24 protein-coding genes are annotated in these 23,712 nt (G+C 62.0%); 14 read left to right on the top strand and 10 right to left on the bottom strand.

The window, feature by feature from the left end; genetic code table 11:
• Positions 1-75: 75 nt before the first annotated feature.
• From BH682_RS26495 to BH682_RS26485, 3 genes are all read left to right on the top strand, one after another.
• Positions 76-1,275 (top strand): acetyl-CoA C-acyltransferase, encoded by a 1,200-nt coding sequence (locus BH682_RS26495; protein WP_003943187.1) that lies wholly within the window; start codon positions 76-78, stop codon positions 1,273-1,275.
• On the top strand, positions 1,272-2,057 hold the full coding sequence (locus BH682_RS26490) for a RhlG family 3-oxoacyl-ACP reductase (RefSeq protein ID WP_007730838.1): 786 nt from the start codon (positions 1,272-1,274) through the stop codon (positions 2,055-2,057). Before BH682_RS26495 ends, BH682_RS26490 begins: the two co-directional genes overlap by 4 nt.
• Positions 2,058-2,230: 173 nt before the next feature.
• Positions 2,231-3,430: a DUF4185 domain-containing protein gene (locus BH682_RS26485; RefSeq protein ID WP_075834644.1), complete on the top strand. Its 1,200-nt coding sequence runs from the start codon at positions 2,231-2,233 to the stop codon at positions 3,428-3,430.
• Positions 3,431-3,436: 6 nt separating this feature from the next.
• On the opposite strand, the gene BH682_RS26480 is transcribed toward BH682_RS26485, so the two are convergent.
• The 6 genes from BH682_RS26480 to BH682_RS26455 form a co-directional block, all read right to left on the bottom strand.
• Positions 3,437-5,476, bottom strand: coding sequence for a YhgE/Pip domain-containing protein (locus tag BH682_RS26480; protein WP_075834642.1), 2,040 nt, complete (start codon positions 5,474-5,476; stop codon positions 3,437-3,439).
• 133 nt (positions 5,477-5,609) lie between these two features.
• A complete protein-coding gene (locus BH682_RS26475; RefSeq protein ID WP_075834640.1) occupies positions 5,610-6,206 on the bottom strand; it encodes an SRPBCC domain-containing protein in 597 nt (198 codons plus the stop codon).
• A complete protein-coding gene (locus BH682_RS26470) occupies positions 6,203-6,580 on the bottom strand; it encodes an ArsR/SmtB family transcription factor (protein WP_003942971.1) in 378 nt (125 codons plus the stop codon). The genes BH682_RS26475 and BH682_RS26470 overlap by 4 nt, the downstream gene beginning before the upstream one ends.
• 61 nt (positions 6,581-6,641) lie before the next feature.
• Positions 6,642-7,325, bottom strand: a complete 684-nt coding sequence (locus BH682_RS26465) for a GntR family transcriptional regulator (protein WP_075834638.1) — start codon at positions 7,323-7,325, stop codon at positions 6,642-6,644.
• 36 nt (positions 7,326-7,361) lie between these two features.
• Complete coding sequence (locus BH682_RS26460; protein ID WP_223304559.1) at positions 7,362-8,138, bottom strand: aspartate/glutamate racemase family protein; 777 nt, start codon at positions 8,136-8,138, stop codon at positions 7,362-7,364.
• A gap of 129 nt (positions 8,139-8,267) precedes the next feature.
• A complete protein-coding gene (locus tag BH682_RS26455) occupies positions 8,268-8,771 on the bottom strand; it encodes a PASTA domain-containing protein (RefSeq protein WP_030536029.1) in 504 nt (167 codons plus the stop codon).
• Positions 8,772-8,902: 131 nt separating this feature from the next.
• On the opposite strand from BH682_RS26455, the gene BH682_RS26450 reads away from it, so the two are divergent.
• The 5 genes from BH682_RS26450 to BH682_RS26430 all read left to right on the top strand — a co-directional run bounded on the left by BH682_RS26450 (position 8,903) and on the right by BH682_RS26430 (position 14,041).
• Positions 8,903-9,607 carry a type 1 glutamine amidotransferase gene (locus BH682_RS26450; RefSeq protein WP_058038316.1) on the top strand — a complete coding sequence of 235 codons (705 nt, stop codon included), beginning with the start codon at positions 8,903-8,905 and terminating at the stop codon, positions 9,605-9,607.
• A gap of 119 nt (positions 9,608-9,726) precedes the next feature.
• Positions 9,727-10,896: a DUF4185 domain-containing protein gene (locus BH682_RS26445; RefSeq protein ID WP_050655976.1), complete on the top strand. Its 1,170-nt coding sequence runs from the start codon at positions 9,727-9,729 to the stop codon at positions 10,894-10,896.
• A gap of 22 nt (positions 10,897-10,918) precedes the next feature.
• Positions 10,919-12,181 carry a helix-turn-helix transcriptional regulator gene (locus tag BH682_RS26440; protein ID WP_047269429.1) on the top strand — a complete coding sequence of 421 codons (1,263 nt, stop codon included), beginning with the start codon at positions 10,919-10,921 and terminating at the stop codon, positions 12,179-12,181.
• Between the two features lie 148 nt (positions 12,182-12,329).
• Positions 12,330-13,418 (top strand): S-(hydroxymethyl)mycothiol dehydrogenase, encoded by a 1,089-nt coding sequence (locus BH682_RS26435; RefSeq protein ID WP_007730860.1) that lies wholly within the window; start codon positions 12,330-12,332, stop codon positions 13,416-13,418.
• Positions 13,415-14,041, top strand: coding sequence for an MBL fold metallo-hydrolase (locus BH682_RS26430; RefSeq protein ID WP_065351520.1), 627 nt, complete (start codon positions 13,415-13,417; stop codon positions 14,039-14,041). Before BH682_RS26435 ends, BH682_RS26430 begins: the two co-directional genes overlap by 4 nt.
• Before the next feature lie 49 nt (positions 14,042-14,090).
• Here the strand turns inward: BH682_RS26430 and BH682_RS26425 are convergent, their stop codons facing one another.
• The 3 genes from BH682_RS26425 to BH682_RS26415 form a co-directional block, all read right to left on the bottom strand.
• Positions 14,091-15,065 carry a phosphotransferase enzyme family protein gene (locus tag BH682_RS26425; RefSeq protein WP_075835505.1) on the bottom strand — a complete coding sequence of 325 codons (975 nt, stop codon included), beginning with the start codon at positions 15,063-15,065 and terminating at the stop codon, positions 14,091-14,093.
• 34 nt (positions 15,066-15,099) lie between these two features.
• Positions 15,100-15,414 carry a hypothetical protein gene (locus tag BH682_RS26420; RefSeq protein WP_139120551.1) on the bottom strand — a complete coding sequence of 105 codons (315 nt, stop codon included), beginning with the start codon at positions 15,412-15,414 and terminating at the stop codon, positions 15,100-15,102.
• Positions 15,415-15,597: 183 nt separating this feature from the next.
• A complete protein-coding gene (locus BH682_RS26415; protein WP_007730865.1) occupies positions 15,598-16,089 on the bottom strand; it encodes an Lrp/AsnC family transcriptional regulator in 492 nt (163 codons plus the stop codon).
• 137 nt (positions 16,090-16,226) lie between these two features.
• Here BH682_RS26415 and kynB point away from each other — a divergent pair, with 137 nt between their 5' ends.
• From kynB to BH682_RS26400, 3 genes are read left to right on the top strand one after another with little or no spacing between them, the layout of a single operon-like run.
• Complete coding sequence (gene kynB / locus BH682_RS26410; RefSeq protein WP_075834634.1) at positions 16,227-16,943, top strand: arylformamidase; 717 nt, start codon at positions 16,227-16,229, stop codon at positions 16,941-16,943.
• Positions 16,940-18,205, top strand: coding sequence for a kynureninase (gene kynU, locus BH682_RS26405; RefSeq protein WP_063315571.1), 1,266 nt, complete (start codon positions 16,940-16,942; stop codon positions 18,203-18,205). Before kynB ends, kynU begins: the two co-directional genes overlap by 4 nt.
• 52 nt (positions 18,206-18,257) lie before the next feature.
• Positions 18,258-19,691: an amino acid permease gene (locus BH682_RS26400; protein WP_003943087.1), complete on the top strand. Its 1,434-nt coding sequence runs from the start codon at positions 18,258-18,260 to the stop codon at positions 19,689-19,691.
• A gap of 13 nt (positions 19,692-19,704) precedes the next feature.
• Here BH682_RS26400 and BH682_RS26395 read toward each other — a convergent pair whose 3' ends face one another.
• Entirely contained in the window at positions 19,705-20,391 is a 687-nt protein-coding gene (locus BH682_RS26395; RefSeq protein ID WP_019745675.1) for a dienelactone hydrolase family protein, read from the bottom strand.
• A gap of 56 nt (positions 20,392-20,447) precedes the next feature.
• Between BH682_RS26395 and BH682_RS26390 the strand changes: the two genes are divergently transcribed.
• The 3 genes from BH682_RS26390 to BH682_RS26380 all read left to right on the top strand — a co-directional run bounded on the left by BH682_RS26390 (position 20,448) and on the right by BH682_RS26380 (position 23,324).
• On the top strand, positions 20,448-21,392 hold the full coding sequence (locus BH682_RS26390; protein WP_075834632.1) for a D-cysteine desulfhydrase family protein: 945 nt from the start codon (positions 20,448-20,450) through the stop codon (positions 21,390-21,392).
• Positions 21,389-22,246 (top strand): helix-turn-helix transcriptional regulator, encoded by an 858-nt coding sequence (locus BH682_RS26385; RefSeq protein WP_054782041.1) that lies wholly within the window; start codon positions 21,389-21,391, stop codon positions 22,244-22,246. Before BH682_RS26390 ends, BH682_RS26385 begins: the two co-directional genes overlap by 4 nt.
• A 94-nt stretch (positions 22,247-22,340) precedes the next feature.
• Complete coding sequence (locus BH682_RS26380) at positions 22,341-23,324, top strand: ABC transporter substrate-binding protein (protein WP_030536016.1); 984 nt, start codon at positions 22,341-22,343, stop codon at positions 23,322-23,324.
• Positions 23,325-23,712: the final 388 nt, after the last annotated feature.

Raw genomic sequence — 23,712 nt, 5'->3', positions numbered from 1 at the left:
TGCTGTGCGCCTTTATTAACCCCCGGTGGTTAATAAAGGCGCACAGCACTTCGTGTTCGACGAAAGGATTCCCCGATGAGGCAAGCTGTCATCGTTTCCACCGCCCGTACCCCGATCGGTAAGGCGTACCGCGGCGCGTTCAACAACACTCAGGCTCAAGAGCTTGCTGCACATGCCATTTCGAATGCAGTTCAGCGCGCGGGCCTCGAGGGCGGCGAGGTCGAGGACGTCATCCTCGGCGCTGCGCTGCAGCAGGGCTCTTCCGGCGGCAACGTCGCACGGCAAGCGGTGCTGCGGGCCGGGCTTCCGGATTCGGTTTCCGGAATGACGATCGACCGTCAGTGCTCGTCCGGTCTCATGGCCATCGCAACCGCAGCCAAGCAGATCGTGGACGACGGAATGCAGATCGCGGTCGGCGGCGGAGTCGAATCGATCTCGTTGGTCCAGAACGATCACATGAACAACTTCCGCGCGGCTGATCCGTGGCTGAAGGAAAACAAGCCGTCGATCTACATGCCGATGCTGCACACGGCCGAGATCGTCGCCGAGCGCTACGGAGTCACCCGCGAGCAGCAGGACGAGTTCGCGCTCGTCTCCCAGCAGCGGACCGCAGCGGCCCAGGACGCAGGTCGGTTCGATCTCGAGATCGTCCCGCTGCCCTCGATCAAGCAGGTGCAGGACAAGGAGACCGGTGAGATCCGCAGCGAGTCCGTGACGCTGACCCGCGACGAAGGCAACCGCGCTTCCACCACGTTGGAAGGGCTGTCGAGTCTGCGACCGGTTCTGGCCGACGGGACTGTCAGTGCTCATTCGTCCATTACTGCGGGCAACTCGTCTCAGCTCTCCGACGGCGCTTCGGCGTCGGTGCTGATGGAGGCAGGCGAGGCGCAACGCCGCGGGTTGGCTCCTCTCGGTATCTACCGTGGCATGGCTGTCGCGGGTTGCGCTCCCGACGAGATGGGCATCGGACCGGTGTTCGCGATTCCGCGTCTGCTGGATCTTCACGGCCTGAAGGTCGACGACATCGATCTCTGGGAACTCAACGAGGCCTTCGCCTCTCAGGCCCTGTACTGCCGCGACAAGCTCGGGATCGATCCCGAGAAGTACAACGTCGACGGTGGCGGTATCTCCGTCGGCCATCCGTACGGAATGACGGGCGCTCGTCTGGTCGGCCATGCTCTTCTTGAAGGAAAACGGCGCGGAGCCAAGCTCGTGGTGGTGACCATGTGCATCGGCGGCGGTATGGGCGCTGCCGGGCTTTTCGAGGTCGCATGAGCTTGATCGAGGGACTGTTCGACGTCAGTGGCAAGACCGTTGTGGTCACCGGTGGATCACGCGGCATCGGATACATGATCGCTCGCGGGTTTGTCGAAGGCGGAGCGACGGTCGTCATTTCGGCCCGAAAAGCCGAAGCCTGTGACGAAGCCGCGCGAGAGCTTTCGGAGTTCGGCACCTGCATTTCGCATCCGGCCGATCTGTCCACGGACGAGGGGGTCGAGAGCCTCGCTGCGAAGGTCGCCGAGATTTCGCCGACGCTCGACGTACTGGTCAACAACGCCGGTGCCACGTGGGGAGCTCCCGTCGACGATTTTCCGGCCGCAGGCTTCGACAAGATTTTCGACATCAATGTCAAGGCGATCTTCCTCCTGACGCAGAAGCTGTTGCCGCAGTTGCGGTCTGCAGCCACGGCGGAAGATCCCGCGCGCGTGATCAATATCGGATCGATCGACGGACTCGTGGTGTCGGGTTCGGAGAACTTCTCGTACGGAGCCAGTAAGGCTGCGGTGCACATGTTGACGCGCAAGCTCGCGGCAACGCTTGCGGGGGAACAGATCACGGTCAATGCCATTGCGCCGGGCCCGTTCCCGTCGAAGATGATGGCATTCCTCCTCGAGGACGAGCAAAGTGCAAAGGCTGTGGCGGACTCGGTCCCGTTGGGCCGGGTCGGAACTCCCCAGGATGCTGCAGGTCTTGCCATTTTCCTGGCTTCACGTGCCGGGGCTTATCTGACCGGCGCGGTGATTCCACTCGACGGCGGTGCGAGCGGAGCGCGCTGACCTACTGACTGATCTTCTCTGTCCGAAAAGGCCTGAAAGTCTGAACTACTATGACTTTCAGGCCTTTTCGCGTCTTTGTCTGATTGGGTTGTCTGTGACTGCAGTTGCTAGATTGTCCGAGGTTCGGGGGGAACGACGACGACAACACCAACAATCCCGGCCATGGGGGAGTCATGTTTCGCGCGGGGAGATCGTTGGGGGTGTTCGGGGTAGTTGCTGCTCTGGCAGCTGCTGCCGTCACGGCGGTGGCTTCGCCGGCGGTGGCTGCGCCGGGCTGCGTCGGAGTCAGTGGCGTCGGTAGTAGCGGTGGTCCGGCCAATGCGGCGCCGTGGCTCAACGGCAACACCGGAGGGTTGCCAGGTCTGTCCGGTCGTACTACCGCGATCGAAAAGGTCACCGGCACATACAGTCCCAACAAGACAGTTGATCGCTTCAATGTCCTGGGTACCGACCTCGGCATCATGTGGGACAACGGTGCGGGGCAGATTCTGACCGCTTTCGGCGATACCACCGGGCTCAGTCGTAACCCCGGCTGCGACGGTTTGGTGGGCGAGTGGCGAAGCAATGTACTCTTCCGCAGCTCGGATCGGGTACTGGCCGACGGTATGCGCATCGACAGCGCGCCGATGGACGGCACAGCTCAGGCGCGTGAGATCATTTCCGGTCTGAAGATTCCGGGCGTCGAGGCCTCCAGCATCCCCACGAGCGGCATCGCAGTGAACGGTGTGCAGTATCTGAGCTACATGTCGGTGCGCAACTGGGGCGAGGCCGGGCAGTGGAGTACAAACTACTCACAGATTGCCACCTCCTCGGACAACGGCGAGACGTGGACCACTCGTCCGGAAACTCTGCGCCCCAACATCGGTGGGGTTCTTCCCGCGGGTGTCGCCCCCGTCGCCGGTAGCGAGAACTTCCAGATGAGCTCGATGGTGAAGGACTGCGGGTTCGTCTACAACTACGGAACCCCCGCGGGACGATCCGGCGAGGTTCGACTTTCTCGCGTGCCCGAGGGGGCGATCCTCGATCTTTCCGCCTACGAGTACTGGAACGGAAACGGCTGGATCCTTGCCGATCCCGCTGCGGCCGTACCCGTCATGGACGGCCGCATCGGTGAGGTCTCCGTTCAGTACAACGAGTTCCTCGGCAAGTTCGTGGCGATGTACGCCGACGCGTTCAGTTCGATCGTGATGCGAACCGCTCCCAGTCCGGTCGGTCCGTGGACGGCACCGGAGACACTGGTCAATCTGGTCGAGGTTCCCGGTATCTACGCCGCATACATCCACCCGTGGTCCAGTGGTTCGGATCTGTACTTCCTTGCCACCACGTGGGCCGACTACAACGTCATGTTGATGCGTACGACGCTCGTTCGCTGATCCGGCTCACGCTTGCGTTTGCTGGAGGTACACGATCTCCTCGGTGATCGGCGCGTCGTCATCGGCGTCGGTCGGCGGTTCTTGTCGGCGGCGCCACCAGATGGTGAACAGGACGGCTCCGATCACCAAGGCAGCCAGAGCGATTACCGCCACCCAGAATTTCGGGCCGTAGTATCCGACAAGGACCATGCGCATGGCGTTGCGCGCCCACGTGAGTGGCATCAGAGCGTGCAGCCACTGCAGAACCGTCGGCATCTGTTCGATGGGGTATACCGCGCCGAAGGCGAAGATCTGAATCATCAAGGCGCCCAGAGCGATGAAGGTTCCGTTGACGGCACCGAACACAACGGTGAAGAGCCTGCCCGAGCTGACCGCGGCGGCACCCACCAGGATTATCACTGCGATCATCGCCAGAACACTAGGTGGTTCGACGTTTGCCACGGTCAGTGACACCACCGACAACACGAGCGCCGCGACCAAGGTGACCAGGGCGGGAATGCGGTAGCGGCGCAGCCCCTCACGTACCACGCTGGTGTGCGAGTTCAGTGAACGTCCGCGTCGTGGGCGGACGACGAACCACGTGAGAATTCCGCACAGGAACAGTGCCACCGAGATCACGGCAGGTACGGCTCCCGGCCCGAAACCGGCTGCGGGATAGTTGTTCCGCGCGTCGACGGCAACCGGGGAGGAGAGGAGATTGGCCGTGGTGGCGCGCTCGTCGTCCGTGAACTGCGGTACCTGGGCGGCACCGTCGGACAAACCGGTGGCGAGTTCCGCGCTGCCCGCGTCGAGCTCGCCGACGCCGGCCGATAGCTGCCCGAGACCGTCACGGAGCGCAATACTTCCAGTGTCCAACTGCCCCAGCCCGGTGGAGAGTTCCTGTGCACCGGTAGCGAGTTGGCCTGCGCCGTCGGACAGTTGGCCCAGGCCGGTGTTGAGTTCACCTGCACCGGCCGCGGCGGCAAGGAGCCCACCACGGTAGTCGCTGCTCGGATCAGTGAGCTGCCGCGAGATTTCCCGCGCGCCGTCGCGAAGCTGGCCGAGCTGACCGATCACGTCGTCGTCCGACGGTTGTGCAGTCAGGGAAGCCCGCAGTCCAGCCAGGGCTTCGACGAGTCCGGCGGAGACCGGATCGGCCGAGTTTCGAAGCATCGACGTGAGGGCGTCGACCTGACCGACGACGGCGTCCGAGGACCCCGCGAGGTCGAGTACCGGGGTGGTGACCATGTCGACCACTTCGCTGATCTGTCGGGCGCCTGCGCCGAGTTCGTCGGTGCCCCCGACCAACTGGTTGAGTCCGCTGCTCAGCTCGCCCGAGCCTGCAGCAGCTTCGCCAGCTCCGGCAGCCAGCTCGCCGGCTCCGGCGGCCAGCTCCTTGCCGCCCTGATTTGCTTCGCCCATGCCGGTGGCGAGTTCCTTGCTTCCAGCGTAGAGCTCGTTGGTTCCGGCAAGCGCTTCGGAGGATCCGTCGGACAGCTGTTGCGCTCCTGCTGCTGCTTCACCGAATCCTGTTCCGAGTTCACCCAACCCGACCAGCACCTGGTCGATGGACTGCTCGCCGATCGACTCGGAGACCGCCGAGCGCACCTGAGCGATGATGCTTTCACCGACCGGGCCGGCGACCAGACTGTTGTAGTCGTTGTACAAGACGTCGAGTTCGGCCTTGCGGCCCGAACCCGATGCGGCACTGGCCACATCCGCGCTGAAAGTTTTCGGAATGACGACCGAGAAGTAATAGGTGCCGTCGTTGACGCCGTCGGCGGCTTCCTTTTCCGAGACGACCTTCCATGCAACGTCTCCGCTCTCGACGAGCGCGGCAACAACTTCATCGCCGGCTTGCAGACGTGTTCCGTCGAGTTCTGTGCCCGCATCGGCGTTGACGATGGCGACGGGCAAGCGGTTGACCGTGTCGCCCGGATCCCACAGTGCCCACATGTAGAACGCCGCAATCGACAGCGGTGCGATGACGAGGACAGCGAGAACTGTCCGGATGATGTGCGTTCGTCGCGTCGTGGCCGCGTTGTCGACTACGGGTTGTGGCGCCATGTGGAGCTCTCTTCTCGTGGACCGAAGCAGGTGTGGCACGAAAGGAAGCCACCAAAACTGCTGGACATACGTCCAGCTCGGTCACGATACAAAGCTAACGGCCATCCTGTGACCGTTTTCGAAGAATTGGGCGTTATCGGCCGCCGTGCTCTGCCTCGATCTTTGCCCACGCCCACCCTCGGAAGTTGGCCAGACGAAGCTCCTCTGCTTCGTCGAAGGTGTACCACTCGGTGCTCGGCGCATCAGGGAGAGTGCCGCGCAAGTATTCGCCCAGGTAGTGAAGTGGGCCTTCCCAGCCGGTTCCGACGCCGTAGCAGCCGGTGTCCGGGTCGTTACGGAAGACATCGGCGACGGAGGCGTGCTCCAACTCGAGCCAGGTGGCGTCGGGGCCGTCGGCAGTCAGCCGGATCTCGACCTGATCGCTGTATCCACGATCGCCGGGCGGTGTCCACTGCAGTCGCAGCAGGTGTGGGGCGTCGCAGGCCAGGATCTCGCCACTTGCCTGGCCTTCGAAGGCGTACGAGCCGCCCACCTGGAAGTTTCCGCTCACCGGAAGGAAGAAACGGTTGATGCGGTCAGGGGTCGTGATGGCATCCCAGACGTCGTCGACCGACGCGTTGTAGCGGCGCTTGAGTACGGCAGTTCGAGCCGAACCTTCTGCGATGTCGCGGTTACCCATGCTCCGCTCCACCGCGGTGAGGCTGGTGTCCTGGTTCGCGATCTCGGTCATTGTGAGTCTCCTTCGTCGGAAGAATTCGATTGTGAAGATCTGCTCCGCTTCGAGCCGCGTCGTTTCCCGCGTGCGAGTTCTGTGGCCAATGCGTCGAGAGGGCCGCTCCAGAACTGCCGGAATCCGTCGAGCCATTGGTCCACTTCTTGCAATGGCGCGGGCTCGACGGCATAGAGACGCCTGGTGCCTTCGCTGCGGACGGTGGCGAATCCGTTTTCTCGGAGTACTCGCAGGTGTCCGGACGCGGTCGGTTGCGAGATTCCGAACTCCGCTGCCACGACTTCGGCGATCTGACCCGCCGAGCGCTCGCCGCCGGACAGGAGTTCCATGATTCGTCGCCGCACTGGGTCTCCGAGAACGTCGAATGCATGCACCAGTCATTTATATCGGCAATGACCAATATAGGCAAGCGCCGAAACTTGTACCCGGACTCGGTCAGTCCGAGAGCGCGAACTCGTCGGCGTCGAAAAGTTCGCCGATCAGCCCGCCGAGATGGCGTCGATGTTCGGCTGACAGCGTCGCTGCCGCCTCGGCATCGTGGTCTGCGCACAGCTCGATCAGCCTGTTGTGATGATCGACGGAGTCCTGGCTCCCGAGGAGGCTCGAGAACTTGCGGTAGTAGATGCGGTGAATTTGTGGGTGAACCTGGTGAATCAGCTTCTTCAACAGCGGATTCGCCGCAGCATCGATGATGACGCTGTGTAGGCGATCGTCTGCGGTCAGGGCTCGGCCTATGTCGTTTCGCTTGACGGCGGCAGCGAAGTCCTTGTTGGCCGAACGCATCGCCCCGATCATCTCGTCGGTGAGATTCGGTACAGCGGTGACGACGGCCAGTTGGTCGAGAGCTTCGATGACTGCGAGTGTTGCCTCGACGTCACCGCGGTCGAGGGTGGTGATGCGCGTGTACGCACCGGGTTTCGCTTCCACGAGTCCGGTGTCGACCAGCCTTGCGAGCGCTTCGCGGACCGGAGTTCTGCTCAAGCCCAGATACTCGGCGAGTTCGCTGTCCTTGATCTTCGAGCCCGGCGCCAGTTCACCGGTGACGATCGCTTCGCGAATGCGTTCGAGAGCGATGTCGCTCATTCGTGCTCGCTCAACCGGTTTACCGCCACGCAACATACTGGATATCGTACTCTGCAGCCTCCCTGCTGCAGGTCAGCCCGAAACGACCATCGAAGGGTGTCTCCGGGCATCTGCAACCCGCCGGAGCAGAGCGCGGGCGAGAATTGTTGCCGGATCGATGATCTGACAGGTTGTGGCGTCGGCGGGCAGTCCGAGCGGAATCTCGGTGCATCCGGCCACGACGACCTGCGCGCCCGATTCGACGAGAAGATCAGCGGCCCTGACGAGCTTGTCGGTGGTCTCGTCTCCGACGTTGCCGCTCTTGATTGCTCGGATCGCCGGCATCACCAGTTCGTCCTGGATCGCAGGTCCGGGCACCAGGACGTCAATCGAGTGTTCCGACAGCCATTGTTGATACAACCCGGTGCGGACCGTCCCCGTGGTGGCCAATAGTCCGACGGATGTGACGGCGGGTGAGAGCGTCCGGATGTGCCGAGCGACTTCGTCGATCATGTGGACGACGGGAAGTCCCAGTTGGGACGAGATGGCGGGCAGGAAGGCGTGGGCGGTATTGCATGGGATGGCGAGCGTCGTCGCGCCCGACTCTCGGAGAACGCGCGCACCGCGGATCAGCCACGGAGTGGGGTCAGGGCCGTTCTCGGTGAGTGCCAATGTCCGGTCGGGAACGGTGGGATCGGCCCAGATGACAACTTTGGGGTGCTCCTGATCCGTCGAACCTGGTGTCAGCGCAACGAGTTTGGAGTAGAAGTCGGCAGTAGCGGCGGGCCCCATGCCTCCGAGTATTCCGATGACGGGGTCGCTCATGGACGCCGGAGAGCTGGCGCTCTGCCGTATTCGTGGCACCTTCATGCTGCAATCCAACCTTTCGCATCCAATATATTGGATACTCGTAATGTTGACTACAGTGAAGGAGGTCGGAGGTAGTTGTCAAGTAAGGCGCAGTGTTCCCGGAATTGCGAAGTTCGAGAACTCAGCCGATCAGCAGGGGTTCGGTTCGCCGATCTTCACGGCCGAGAGCACGGCTTCGATTTCCCCGAAAGGACTTCCGGCAGAGGGTGTCTGATCGACGACAATCCAGTTGGAATCGACCAGTTGGCGTCGACCCGCGCCGGTTGCGTCAGCACTTCTGGAGAAGAAGACTCCGGCCGACTGAATGGTGTCCTGTGCGTCTTGAAGATTCATGCACACGACGTTGGGCATGACCGCGGGAGCTGCAGCGGGCGTCACTTCCGCGGCGACTGGGGTCGTGGCCAGTGGAGAATTCGTCGTACCGATCACCGAGGTGGTCAATGGAGCCTGAGTCGTCGTGGGTTGAGTTGTCGAGGTTGCAGTGGTGGTCGCGGTGGATGTTGATTCGGCCTCGCTGTCGGTGCTTGTTCCTGAGCACGCGGCAAGTGACGCCAAGGCGAATGCGCTGAGTCCGATGCGAACGGCAGTTGAGGGCGGGCGAATCGATGTCGAAAAGAGGTGTGGTGCGCGCACAGACGTTCCTTGTCGGTAAAGGGGCGATGAAAGCGGAGATTCGAGCGCAGAGCACATCCGACGCCGTCGATGTGCCTTATGTCGAATAGAACCATAGGCTTTCGGCACCGGATTCGAGAGGAATTGCCTACATGCATTTTCTGGAACTACGACACGCGCAGTGTGAACCCCCAGCGGCGTATTCGCCTGTCCTGGAGAGCTACGGAGACGTGCAGACTGTTCTTCTGGGCACCGACCCGCTTCCGGCACATCGACGGTTCGACGCCGTGATCGTGATGGGCGGGCCGATGGGCGTCGGCGATCAGGGCGAGGTCGAGTGGTTGGCATCCGAGATCGAATACATTCGCGATCTGGTCGAGAGCGACGTCCCGGTGTGGGGAGTGTGTCTGGGTTCGCAGTTGCTCGCCGCGGCGCTGGGTGCTCGCGTCTACACGGGCGCTGTGCCTGAAGTCGGAGTTGAGGAGATCACCTTGACTGTCGAGGGCCGGCAAGATCCCGTGTGGGGAGATCTGCCCTCCACATTTCCTGCAATGCAATGGCATTCGGATACCTTCGACATTCCGAACGGCGCGGTGCGGCTCGCTGGTTCAGCCAAGTATCCGAATCAACTCTTCCGATACAAGCAGAGTTACGCCGTTCAGTTTCACCTCGAAGCGTCCTCCGCGGTGGCGCGCGAGTGGATGGAACTGGCCGAGTACCGCGATTCGCTGCATGCTTCGCTGGGAGCGGACGGTCCGCGCATCTTCATGCAGCAGTTGAGTGCAGCCGAGTCGCAGGGGGTCGAGATTGCCGCAGCCGTGATGGAGAAATGGTTGAAATCCATCTCCACCGAATAAGCCCGTTTTGTCCTGATTGACCGATTTACCTGTTACCTTGTGTTCTCGTGGGTGGATGAACCGATCCGGTCGAGCAACACACCTCGTAGAGTCCGGATCTCCCCCGCGAAAGGGGAGCGATGCGCCGGATGCGGAAGATATCGACAGCAGCAGTGACGTGTGTACTCGCGTCGACCGCGGTCTTGGGGGCGACCCAGGCCAATGCATCCCCGTGGGATTGCAATGTCACCGGGAGCTTGGATCAATCAGGTGGGCCGACCAATCCGATTCCCTGGCTCAACGGCACGGATGGCAAACTGCCGGAATTGCAAGGCCGCACCTCGGCGGTCGAGTACATCACGGGCGCGCTGAGCCCCAACCAAACCGTCGAGCGGTTCAACGTTCTCGGCACGGATCTGGGCATCATGTGGGACAACGGCGCAGGTCAGGTCCTGACAGCTTTCGGTGACACCGTCGGTATCGGATCTGACCCTCTGTGCTCCGGGGTGGTCGGCGACTGGCGCAGCAACGTCCTGTTCCGTAGCTCGGACGGAAATCTGTCCGACGGCATGAACATCGACTCCTCACCGACCGACCGACCGAATCACTCGCGCGAGATCATCGGAAGTCTGAAAGTCACCGGCGTCGAAACCAGCAGCATTCCGACGACGGGTATCTCCGTGGGCGGCGTTCAGTACGTCAACTACATGTCGATACGTTCGTGGGGAGGGTCGGGCGAGTGGGTCACCAACTTCTCGCAGATCGCGTCCTCGCACGACAACGGTGAGACCTGGCAGATCGAACCGGCCTCGTCCCGGCCCAATCTGCCGTTGACAGGTAACGACAACTTCCAGATGGGGTCCTTCGTCAAGGACGGTGGTTACGTCTACAACTTCGGCACCCCCGCCGGACGCTTTGGCGAGGGGCGTCTCTCGCGAGTCAAGGAAGCCTCCATCGCGGACGTCGCGGCGTACGAATACTGGGACGGAAAGGCATGGGTCCCCAACAATCCTGCTGCCGCTGCAGTAGTTCTCGACGGGGATGTCAGCGAACTGTCGGTGCAGTACAACAACTATCTCGGAAAGTTCGTCGCGATGTACTCCAACGAGTGGGGAGCGCTGGTGCTGCGGACGGCCTCGGACCTGACCGGCCCGTGGAGCGCACCGGACGTCGTGATCGGCACCGACGCGGTTCCGGGACTCTACGGCGCGTACATGCACCCCTGGTCGCAGGGGCAGGACCTCTACTTTCTCGCCACCACGTGGTCCGACTACAACGTGATGCTCATGAAGACCACGCTGCACCAGTGAACCGGATGGTTATCGTTGAACGGTGAGCACCACCGACAATGCGCTACTGATCACCGCCCTTCGAGACGTGTTGGTGGGACCACTTCCCGAAATCGGCCGACGATTTTCGACGTTGATCGCGGACATGGCGCCGCACACTTCCCTGGTGATCTTCACCCGTGAATGCACCGGTAGGCCGCGCAAGGTCGCTGGGGATCCAGCCGTCGTCGATCGTGTGACCATCGCCGAACTCGACCGTATCCGTACGGATCTCACTGTCGGACAGATATTTCGGGGAAAATGCGCTATCGCCGGCCGGGATCGTGAAGTGCTTGCGATGCTTGATCGAACCGATACGCTTCTCGTTTTGACACCGCACCCCGTACCGGTGAAGACAGCATCCCTCGAATTGATCCAGGCACTGTTCGCAGTGACTTCAACCGGAATTCAGCTCCAGGTCCGGAACGCGAGCCCGGCATATCTCGCCGAGTCGCGGGCAGCGTCGTCCGAGCGTGCACGCACCGTGGCAGAGATGACGGAGGTGCATGCGGCCACCCTCGAGACGATGCTGGCGACGCTGCGCTCGGCGGATCTCGACGACACGCGTGCTCGAACCTCGGCCAGGGAGACTGCGGCTTCGGCCCTGATCGGCCTGCGTTCGGCCGTCGACGTGCACCGCGAGTTGGCCGAGGAGTCGACCACCACCGCTTTTGCGCGGATGCGTGGGGAATTGCGTTCGCTGCTCAAGCATCGGGAAATCGCGTTGGAGTTGGTGGAGCCACCCGTCGACGGGCGTGGGTTACCCGGTGAAGTGGCGCACGGCGCCCGCGCGGTCGTCCGCGGCGCGGTCTTGGCCTTGTCGGATCAGCAGACGCTCTCGCGAATCCGGGTGGCCTGGACCCTCGACGCGGCTTCGCTCTCGATCGACATCCGCGACGACGGTGGTGGTGAAGCCGACGTGATCGACGTGGAACGCCAATTACGTTCGAGGGTAGAGACTTTGGGTGGAACCGTCGAATCCGAGTCGACGCCCGGGTGGGGGAACCGGATCAGCGCAACCATCCCGCTCGACGCCCCAGTCGCGCTGCCGAACCGCGACGTACTCACCGAACTGGCACCGCGGGAGTTCGAGGTACTCGAGCATCTGGTGGCCGGACGGCGCAACAAGGCAATCTCGGAGCGACTCGGCGTCAGTGAGAGCACAGTCAAGTTTCATGTTGCGGGGGTCCTGCGGAAATTGGGCGTCGAGAGTCGGGGTGCGGCGGCCGCCGCGGGCGCCGAGGCCGGCGTGAAGCCTGCACCCTAGTCCTTTCGGCCAGGTCGGTCAGTCAGTTCGACCAGGGTTGCGGGCACCTACTTCGGGCTAACCTTTCAACGAGTGCACATATCGCAATGTGAAAACACGGCGCCATGTGACGACACGTCCTCAATCGCACGAAGCCAGGAGCAAAGCCATGCCACAGCAGGTACGCGGCGTCATCGCCCGATCCAAGGGTGCCCCCGTCGAAATCGTCCCCATCACGATCCCCGATCCCGGCGCCAACGAGGTAGTGGTCGCCATTGCAGCGTGCGGTGTGTGCCACACCGACCTGACCTACCGCGACGGCGGAATCAACGACGAGTACCCGTTCCTGCTCGGGCACGAGGCGTCGGGCATCGTCGAGAGCGTCGGCCCCGGTGTCACTCACGTCGAGGTGGGCGACTTCGTCGTGCTCAACTGGCGTGCCGTATGCGGGCAGTGTCGTGCGTGTAAGCGTGGCCGCCCGCAGTACTGCTTCGACACGTTCAACGCCGAGCAGAAGATGACGCTCGAAGACGGCACCGAACTGACGCCGGCACTCGGCATCGGCGCATTCGCAGACAAGACGCTCGTTCACGAAGGCCAGTGCACCAAGGTCGACGCCTCGGCCGATCCGGCTGTCGTCGGACTGCTCGGTTGCGGCGTCATGGCCGGCATGGGTGCCGCGATGAACACCGGCAACGTCGGACGCGGTGATTCAGTGGCCGTGATCGGGTGTGGCGGGGTCGGCGACGCAGCGATCATGGGTTCACGCCTGGCCGGTGCCAATACCATCATCGCCATCGACCGGGATCCTCGAAAGCTGGAGTGGGCCACGGAACTTGGTGCCACGCACACGATCAATGCCACCGAGGTCGACGACGTCGTCGAAGCGGTCCAGGAGCTGACCGGAGGTTTCGGCGCCGACGTGGTTGTCGACGCAGTCGGCCGTCCCGAGACCTGGAAGCAGGCGTTCTACGCCCGCGACCTCGCGGGAACCGTAGTGCTGGTGGGAGTTCCGACGCCGGACATGAAGCTGGAAATGCCGCTGGTGGACTTCTTCTCGCGCGGCGGAGCCCTCAAGTCGTCGTGGTACGGCGACTGCCTGCCCGAGCGTGACTTCCCCGTTCTGGTCGACCTGTACCAGCAGGGGCGTCTGCCGCTCGAGAAGTTCGTCAGCGAGCGCATCAAGCTCGACGAGGTCGAGAAGGCATTCGAGACGATGCACCGCGGCGAGGTCCTTCGTTCGGTGGTGGTCCTGTGACATTGCGAGTCGATCGCGTCGTCACCTCGGGTACGTTCAGCCTCGACGGCGGAACATGGGACGTCGACAACAACATCTGGCTGATCGGTGACGACAACGAAGTGGTGATCGTCGACGCAGCTCACACCGCGCAGCCGATCATCGACGCTGTCGGTGGACGCAAGGTGATCGGAATCGTCTGCACCCACGGCCACAACGACCACGTTACCGTTGCGCCGGAGCTGGCCGAGAAACTCGACGCTCCGATCTACCTGAACCCGGCCGACGATGTCCTCTGGGAGATGACTCACCCCGGGGTGAAGCATCTGAGCTTGGAAGATGATCAGCGTATTGCTGTGGCGGGTACGGACATTCTGGCCATCCACACACCGGGCCATTCCCCGGGGTCGACCTGCCTCTACCTGCCCGAGGCGGGGGAACTGTTCAGCGGCGACACCTTGTTCTCCGGTGGACCCGGCGCAACGGGGCGGTCGTACTCAGACTTCCCGACCATCATTGGGTCCATTCGCGACAAGCTGTTCGCGCTCCCCTCCGAGACCAAGGTTCACACCGGTCACGGCGACGGCACGACGATCGGTACCGAGGCGCCGCATCTCGAAGAATGGATCCGCGCCGGATCCTGATGTGATCGGAAGCGAAGTGGGGACGCCGGTACCGGCGTCCCCACTTTTGTCACAACGCTGATGCCCAACCGGCGGTGTCGTTCTCACCCGGGATTGCCATCAGGCCGTGCCACAGTTCGAGGATCTCGAACCATTCTGTCTCGGATCGGCTGAGGGGACGGACGGATTCGTAGCCGGCGCGCAGGCTCTGCCGTACCGCGATCGGTGTCGGTCGCCAATCGGTGAACAGGGTGCCCAGATAGACGCTTGCCTTGGCCAGGTCGCTCACCCGGTGGTCGATCACCACGTCGTCGAAGTCGAGTACTCCGGTGGTCCGAGAGTTTCGAGTCAAGATGTTGGCTGCACGGAAGTCGTTGTGTACCAGTTGAGTTTGGTCATCGAGCTCGGACGCACGCGCCAGGAGGCCCACGAGCCTACGCGTTGCCTCAGGCGCGAACCCGCGGTCGAAATTCTCGAGCCAACCACCGATGCGCTCCTTCAACCCGGTGCTGCGCGACGAGAAAACCGATCCGTCGACATGGGTGGCGCCGAGCGTTCGGTGTATTTCTGCCAGACATGCTCCTGCCGAACGGACCGCCACGCGGTCCTGCACGTCCAACCAATCTCCCGCCAACTCCGGCAGTACGGTGAATGACACTGCGCACGAAGGCCCTTCCAGTGTTTCCCGGTCCAGCAGTGTTTCCCGGTCCAATCCGTTCAGGGACGTGATTGGTGACGGAACGGGCACGCCCTGCGCGGCGAGTGCGCTCAGCAGGCGCGTCGACGCCTCCAGGTTCGCGAAGCGCTCTGTGGCGCGCGACCACTTCACCACCAGCCCACCTCGGTCGCTCGCAACCCACACAATCGCGTTCTGGTCACTGATCGCCATTCGCGAGCACTCGAGGGCCGTCAACCCCCAAGTCTGCTCGAGTACCGCCGAGACCCAATGGGTGGCTGCGCCAAAGCTGTTGAATCCGAATCGCTCCTCCAGAGCGGCTTCCGGCTCCACCGACTCCCAGAGCATGGACAACCCGAGTGGCAACATGCTGTCCGACTTTAGTGGGATGAACACAGTCATCTCATGCGTCAGGAGCAGGTTTGCCCGATTGTGTAGCTGCGTTTTCGAGCATCTCGATTCGGTTGTTGAGCCGCTCGATCGTCATACGCACACTCCAGATGAGTTCGACGAGGCTTTCCTGCATGACGGGGATGCCCATGATGTCCGACAACTGGCGCCACAGCGCCATAGTCGACTTTCGATGGGAATCGTATGTGACTTGTAGCGCCGCCAACTGCACCTCTGCGGGTACTTGATCCTTGACATGCGAACCGAAGGGTGGGGGTTCCTGGTCAACCCACGGCGACCATCGCGATTGGACTTCTGCCTCCGTCATCTTGGACAGTCTTTCCAGTATCTCGCGGCATGCGGCGGGTGAGGAGAACACCGTTTCGAGGCATCGGTGGTAGTCCGGGGGTTGCATTTGCTTGTGTTCCGACATTGATCAGCGCTCCGCGTACTCCGTCCGGAGACGTAGGTTACGAGAGTACACCGAATCGGCCTTGGCGACAGCTGCAGTTCAGCCGCCTTGACTCAGTTCGCTGAAGATCAGGTTGGTCTGGGTATTGGCGATGGCCGGATCGTTGAGGTGCGCGCTGACGAAATCGCGAAGCCGAGTGGGGGATTCACACGACACGTGCACCAGGAGATCACGGTCCCCACTCATCAGGAACACTCGCTGAACGGAATCCAATCCGCTCAGGTGCTCGGCAATTTCCGTCATCCGGCTCCTGGCGTGGGAGTGAATCAGAATCGACACCATCGCCGAGATCTCGAGGCCGAGTAGCTCGAGGTCTATGTCTGCGTGAAACCCCTTGATGACGCCCGATTCGCGTAGCGCGCGCATCCGCGCCAGAGCGGTCGACGGCGCTATCCCGACCTTCTCGGCGAGTGCGTTGTTGGGGATGCGTGCATCCCGGACGAGTTCGCGGAGAATCGCTGTATCGACGTCGTCGAGCCGAACATGATTCGGCCGAGCTGCGGCAGCTGCCCGTTCGATCGCATTTATCATCCGATTTCTCCCTGCCGTCGCGAAAATATTCAGCATCTATTGACCGCGCCCGTCGATGATCCTAGCTTTTGCCAAACACATCGAATTATCAAACGGTCGAGATCTACACAGTCGACTGTTGCGACGAAGGGGTCCGGATGGTTCCGAGGATCGGCCGACACACGGGCGATTCGGGGGCGCGGTTGATCGACATCAGCCCGCCGATCTCCGAATCGACGCCCGTGTGGCCAGGTGATACCGCCTTCAACCGGGCTGTCACGTCCGACCTCGGCGGCAGTGACGCCGTCACCATCAACCGAATCACCACCACTCCTCATATCGGTGCTCATGCCGATGCGCCGGCGCACACTCGCATCGACGGCGCGACCATTGGTTCCGTTCCCCTCGAGCCCTATCTCGGCGAAGCACTGGTGGTCGACATGACGGGGGTCGACGGTGCCGCCTGCATCAGGCCCGTCGAAGAGACGGTGGAGCGACTCGGCGGCCATCTGCCGCAACGGCTGATTCTGAGGACGTACCCGAAGTACCCACGCGAGTGGGACAACGACTTCGCCGGTGTATCTCCGGAGCTGACCCACTGGTTCGCCGACCGCGGTGGAGTTCTGATCGGAATCGACGGCGCCTCGTTCGATCCGATGGACAGCAAGACCATGGACGGGCACCACGCGGCAAGCGATCGTAGCGTCGCGATCCTCGAAGGACTTTGCCTCGACGACGTCGACGAAGGCTACTACGAGTTGATCGCACTGCCGCTGAAGTTCCTCGACCTCGATGCCAGCCCGGTACGGGCCGTGCTCCGGACTCTGCCTTCATCACCCTCAACGCCGACACATGCAGGAGAAGAATCGTCATGACATCGACAACCACACTTTCGTTGGAAGACTGCGTCAAGGCCGACGCAGTGGATCCCCTGAGGGAGTTCCGCCGCGAGTTCGCGATTCCGGAGGGCGTTCTCTACTTCGACGGAAACTCGCTCGGCGCGCGTCCCATTGCCGCGCAGGAATGCGCCGCGAGAGTGATCGGCGACGAGTGGGGCAACGGCTTGGTTCGCAGTTGGAACGAGGCTGGATGGTTCGACCTCCCGGTCCGCCTCGGTGACAAACTTGCCCCGTTGCTGGGAGCAGGTGAAGGCGAAGTGGTAGTAACGGATTCGACGTCGATCAACCTGTTCAAGGCATTGGCCTCCGCGCTGTCCATCGCGGCTGCACAGGATCCCAGCCGGAAGGTGATCGTCTCCGAGCGCGACAATTTCCCCACTGACCTCTACATTGCGGAGGGCATCATCTCGCTGCTCGATCAGGGATACGAACTACGCCTGATCGACCAACCGGGCGACCTCACCGAAGCAGTAGGACCGGACACCGCCGTAGTGATGTTGTCGCACGTCAACTACCGCACCGGAAACCTGTATGCGATGACGGAAGTCACTGCAGCAGTGCAGGAACGTGGCGCCCTCATGATCTGGGATCTCGCACACTCGGCCGGCGCCGTCACTGTCGATCTGAGCGGTGCCGACGCCGACTTCGCGGTCGGGTGTACGTACAAGTACCTCAATGGCGGTCCGGGTTCACCTGCATTCATCTGGGTCAACCGTCGCCATCAGAACACCGGAATCCAGCCGCTGTCCGGGTGGTGGGGGCACGCGCGACCGTTCGCGATGGAGTCGGCCTACGAACCGGGCGCAGGAATACGACGGTTTCTGAGTGGTACTCAACCCATCACGTCGTTGTCTCTCGTCGAATGTGGTCTCGACATCATGCTCAAAGCTGACATGGCCGACATCCGCAGCAAGTCGCTCGCGCTGGCCGATCTCTTCATCAGCCTCGTCGAGGAGCGTTGCGCTGCCTACGGTTTGGAGTTGATCACGCCGCGCGAGCACGAGCGTCGTGGCTCGCACGTGAGTTTTGTTCATCCCGAGGGCTATTCCATCATGAAGGCTCTCATCGCGCGGGGCGTCATCGGCGACTACCGCGAACCAGGAGTGCTGAGGTTCGGTATCACTCCGCTCTATCTCGGATACGCCGACGTGTGGAACGCCGTCGACGTGTTGCGAGGCATCCTCGAGAACAAGTCCTGGGATCGCCCCGAATTCCGCGAGCGCGACGCAGTCACCTGATTCTTCCAAGTTTCCGCGGACCGGGAGGTACCGCCTTTCGCAAGGAGCTTTCATGAGTGATTTCAAAAACATTCAGCAGCGAGAATCAGGTCTCAAACGCGAACTCGGCCCCAAGCAGATGAGCATGATCGCGCTCGGCGGTGCAATCGGCACCGGACTCTTCCTCGGCAGTAAGTTCGCCATCGGATTTGCCGGCCCGAGCGTCATCATCAGTTACGCGATCGGCGGGTTGATCGCCCTCCTGCTGATGGGTGCCCTCGCCGAAATGACTGTTGCACATGCGACATCAGGTTCGTTCGGTGCGTACGCAGAGTTCTACGTCGGACCGTTGATCGGCTTCCTCGTTCGCTATCTCTACTGGTCGTGCATCGTCCTCGCGGTCGGTACCGAGGTCACCGCAATCGGTGAATATATGCAGTTCTGGTTCGCCGACGTACCGTCATGGCTGTGGATCGTGTTGTTCTCCGGAGTGCTGATCGGCGTGAACATGTTCAACGTCAAGGCCTTCGGAACGATGGAGTACTGGTTCTCGACGATCAAGGTCTTCGCGATCGTGGCGTTCATCGTGATGGCAGCGTACGTAGTGTTCGGTAGCGGGAACCCGGACTACGGATTTCACAACTACACGGCCGGTGGCGGATTCTTCCCGAATGGTTTGTCCGGCATGTGGTTTGCCGTGATCGTATCGATCTTCAGCTACTTGAGCATCGAGATGATCGCCATTGCAGCCGGTGAGGCGGAAAACCCCGCGGTGGCGGTGAAGAAGGCGTTCCGTGTGACGATCGTCCGACTGTTCGTCTTCTACATCGCAACGCTTGCCCTGATTCTGGCAATCGCTCCGATGGACAAGATCTTGAGCGGCGGAAGTCCCTTCGTCACGGTGATGCAGGTTGTGAAGATTCCGGGCGCAGACAGTGTGCTGAACTTCGTGGTGATCATCGCCGCGTTGTCCGCGATGAACAGTCAGCTGTACGTGTCTTCGCGAATGATGTTCTCGCTCTCCCGTGCTGGTGACGCGCCGGCCATTCTCGGCAAGGTCAGGGCCAACGGCTCACCGGTCAATGCCTTGCTGCTGTCGACGTCGGGTATCGCCGTCGCAACCATCGTCTACGTGCTCTTTCCCGAGCAGGCATTCACCTTGATGATCTCGCTGTCGATGTTCGGGGCGATGGCGACGTGGCTGCTGATCTTCGTGACGCACTGGTTCTTTCGCAAGCGGATGGCAAGCGAAGGACGAACCCTCTCGTTCACGATTCCGTTCTTCCCGGTGGGGACGATACTGGGTGGTGTCCTCATGGTCGCGATCCTCGTCACGACATTGTGGGTCGAGGATTTCAAGATGACCTTGGTGTTCGGGGTGCCGTTTGTTCTTGCCGTGATCGGCATCTACTACTTCACCCGATCACGTCGGGCGCAGAGTCGAGCGGTAACGGCTGAACAGGTTCAGGACGAGATCACCGGCACGGTGGTCAAGCGGGTTCCCTGACTTACATTGGCAATCACAGGGTTTCGGCGAAAAACTCCATAGTGCGGGTCCAGGCGAGGGCAGCAGAATCCGGGGCGTAGTGGCTGGTCGAAGTGTCGTTGTTGAACGCGTGGCCGGCGTCGGCATAGCGGTACACCCGGGCGAGATCGGACGCGGTTGCGCGCAATTGCTCGACGCTCTCCGGCGGGATACTCGGATCGAGGTCGCCGTAGTGACCGAGCCACGGGACCTGCAGTTGCGCTGCAAGTTCGGTGCCTGCGGCAATCCCATCCCATCGGGCTTCTGCAACGCCGCCACCGTAGTACGTGACAGCGGAATCGACGAGGGGTACGGCGGCACACCACAGGGATGCGGTGCCGCCCATGCAGAATCCGAGGGAGCCGACTTTGTCTGCTCCCTCGGATCGGCTGTAGTCGACGGCGGCACGTACGTCGTGGCCGATGCTTGTGCTGTCGAGTGCCATGAGCGCATCCTTCGCGGACGGGAAGTCGGTGAAGGAGGTCTGTGCGCCGCGGTGGTAGAGATGCGGGGCGACGGCAAGGTAGCCGGCATCGGCGAGGCGTTCGAGGATGCTCTCGATGTGTTGGTTCACGCCCCACGCTTCTTGGAGAACTACTACCGCATGTCTCGGTTCACTCGGCGAATCCGGTCGGCTGACGGTCAGCGGTACATCACGTGTGGTCGTCGTGAAAGTTCCCATGTCCCGACTGTATGCGAGCCCAGCCTGTAGGTGCACGGTCGAACTAGACTCGTCAAATGTTGAGTTCCGCCGTTCCGCCGATCAGCTTGGGCAGTTGGCCGACGCCCGTCGAACCTCTGGCGCGTTGCGCGCAGGCACTCGGATTGGGGCCGGAAGATCTGTGGATCAAACGTGACGACGTCACTGGCCTGGGCGGCGGCGGCAACAAGATCCGAAAGCTGCAGTACACCTGCGCTCAGGCTTTGGCCGTCGGCGCGACGACTCTGATCACTACCGGTGCACCGCAAAGCAATCACGCTCGCTTGACTGCGTCGGCAGCAGCCCGTTTGGGATTGCGTTGTGTGCTGGTGCTCGGTGGTGCCGAGCCGGAATCCGCGCAGGGAAATCTCGTTCTGGATGCACTCGCGGGCGCTGAGATCGTCTGGGCCGGTGCGGACACGGCATCCGCGCTCGACGCCGCGGTGCAGGCCGTCGCGGACTCGGGCGGTGTACCTTTTGTCATTCCCTTCGGTGGTACCAGCGCGGTGGCTGCGCAGGGATACGTGGACTGCGCACGCGAGATCGAACAGCAACTCGCCGGCGTCGATCGCGTCGTGGTTGCACTCGGATCGGGTGGAACGATGGCAGGCCTTGTCGCGCATCTGGGCGTCGACAGAGTTGTGGGCGTCGACGTCGGGGCTGTTGCCGACCCGGTGTCGACTGTCGCTGGGTTGTTGGACGAGATGCCTGGTCCGACCGCGCGAGCCGCAGATCTTCAGATCCTGCGAAACCAAGTTGGACAAGGATATTCGACGCTCACGGAAGCATCAGCCGGCGCGATCCGATGTTTGGCTCGTACTGAGGGCATCTTCCTCGACCCGACGTACACCGGCCGAGCCTTTGCGGGATTGATCCAACTCATGAAGGACGAAGCCATCACGGCGGGATCAAAAACGGTCTTCCTGCACACCGGTGGGTTGCCTGGCCTGTTCGGACATCCCGAACTGTCGACGCTGCGGTGAGCGAGCAGATCGACTACCCGATCAGCAGTCCGCTCGACGAACTGTCCGAGTGGCAACGCGTCGTTCGACCGCTGCGCGTCAGTGCCGACGGGTACTTGCGGTTGGCGACCAATCGGCTGGCCGTCGATTCCGACTTCACGTGGGAGATGCACCGCCACAGCGATCACGAATTGCTGTGGGCGATCGACGGTGTTCTCGAGGTCCGTACTCCGGAGACTGTGTACACGGTGCCGAGCGGAGTCAGTCTGTGGATCCCGTCCTTTGTTCCCCACGAGGTGACGGCGCGCAGCGGCACAGAATTGTCGTGCACGTGGTTGGTGGCATCCGATGTGACCGGGTTGGATCGTGTGGTGGCCTTGTCCACCCCTCCACTGCTCGAACAAGTACTCGATCACCTCACCCGAGACGACTTGACGGACGCGGCGCGTCGGCGAGCCGAGGCGTTTGCCATCGATCTCGTCGAACCCGTTCCACGACTGATTTTCGATGTACCGCTGCCGACGACGCCGTGGCTTCGGCAGATCGCAGACCAGTTGGTTGCCAGCCCGGCCGACACCCGATCGGTCGAGGAGTGGGCCACCGACGCAAAAGTCAGTACGAGGACTCTCACACGACGGTTTCCGGCCGAGACCGGATTGACCTTCTCGGAATGGCGTATGCGATTGCGGGCTCATCACGCGATGCAACTTCTGGCACTCGGTCGAAGCATCTCGTTTGTGGCGCGGAAGACGGGTTTTCGTTCCGAAAGCGCGTTCGGTGCGGCTTTTCGTCGAACGATGGGCGTGACACCGGGGGAGTTTGCAAGCCTGATCGATCATCCGCGCGCGCCAATGACCGATTGGCTACAGGACTAGTCCGAACAGCGACTCTAAGCGCCTCGATCGGACTTGTGCCGTGCCGCAGAATGAACTTAGGGTTGGCTAAACAATCACCCTGTAGGAGTTCTGCGTGCGCGCAATTCGATCATTTTCTTTCGGTTCCAGAGTCATCGCAGCGGCGGCGGTTGCCGTCGTAGGTGCGATGGTGGTGACCGGCTGTTCCTCGTCGTCGGCCGACTCCGAGCAGACGGACGTCCGGACCGTCGCGTCGGCGTACGGGGACATCGAGGTGCCGGTTTCACCTGAGCGCGTCGTCGCCGCGTCGTACGACACTCCTTGGCAGCTCATGTCTCTCGGAGTGAAACCGGCTGCTGTGCAGGACTACGGCAAGTGGATCAGTGAATTCACGCCGGAGCAGCAGGCCTTCGTCGACGGGCTCCCGACCATCGGGCCTTTCGGGGAAATGAACTTCGAAGCGATCGCTGCGGCGGATCCCGACATCATTGTCGGCGACGCCGACGAGGTGGACCAAGCGGCGTTCGACCGTCTGTCCGGCATTGCACCCACCGTCATCGTCAAGGGAGAGAGCCGAGGCGACTGGAAGAAGATCACCACCGAGCTTGCTGAGGCAATTGGCAAGACCGACGTGCTCGAGTCGACGCGGACTGCTTACGAAGAGAATCTCGAACGTGTCCGTGGCGAGTACGCCGACGTGATCGCGACCAACAAGTGGATTCACATTTCACTCGGAGACGCGCCCGGCGCTTTCTCGGTTCAGCAGCCCACCGGTGCGATCGGCAATTTGGTGGTCAACGAACTCGGATTGGCGTACGGGCCCGGTGTTCCGACCAATTACACCGATGCCGGATACGCGTCCTATCCGATGGAACAGTTGGCCGACATCCTGAACGGCGTGACGGTCGTGCTGTATCCGCTGAACGCGGACGGGTCGACCAGTGCGGCGGTTCAGGCGGTCCTCGACGACAACCTCTTCACGAGGCTGCCGGCGGCGCAGGCCGGGCACGTCTTCGGATTGCAGTCGAGCGTCACAGACTTCGTGACCGCGAACGGTTGGCTGAACGAAGTGAAAACGAAGGTGTTTGCAACGCTCTGACGCTTGCTCACCTTTTCGCTGCGTGCCCGCAACTGACCAGTTGAGGGCGCGCAGTCTTTTTGGTCGCCACTACGAGCGGAAATCCTGTCCTCTGCTTATGATTTCTGTCACTGCCGGTTACCGTTACTTCGACGAGGGCGACGCGGTTCGACCTTGCCTTGGCAGGGATCATCGATCCTCGGCGACGTGCGGAGGTGGTCGCCATCCCCGCAGATCCGTGGGGTATTTTGTCCGTATCTACTGTCGGGGTGAGCAGTGATGTGCGGGGGAGTTTTTGGTGAGTACAAGCGCTCGTGCCGTCTTTCGAGCAGGGCGCTCTGGATTTCGGGACCATACCCGTCCGGACATTAGTTCTGGTTTGCTGAGCGTGAACGGTGCGTGGGGCGAA

Source organism: Rhodococcus sp. YL-1 (genome assembly GCF_001942025.1).
In the GTDB taxonomy this organism is placed as follows: Bacteria; Actinomycetota; Actinomycetes; order Mycobacteriales; family Mycobacteriaceae; genus Rhodococcus_F; species Rhodococcus_F qingshengii.
This window is presented reverse-complemented; position numbering and strand designations above follow the sequence as displayed.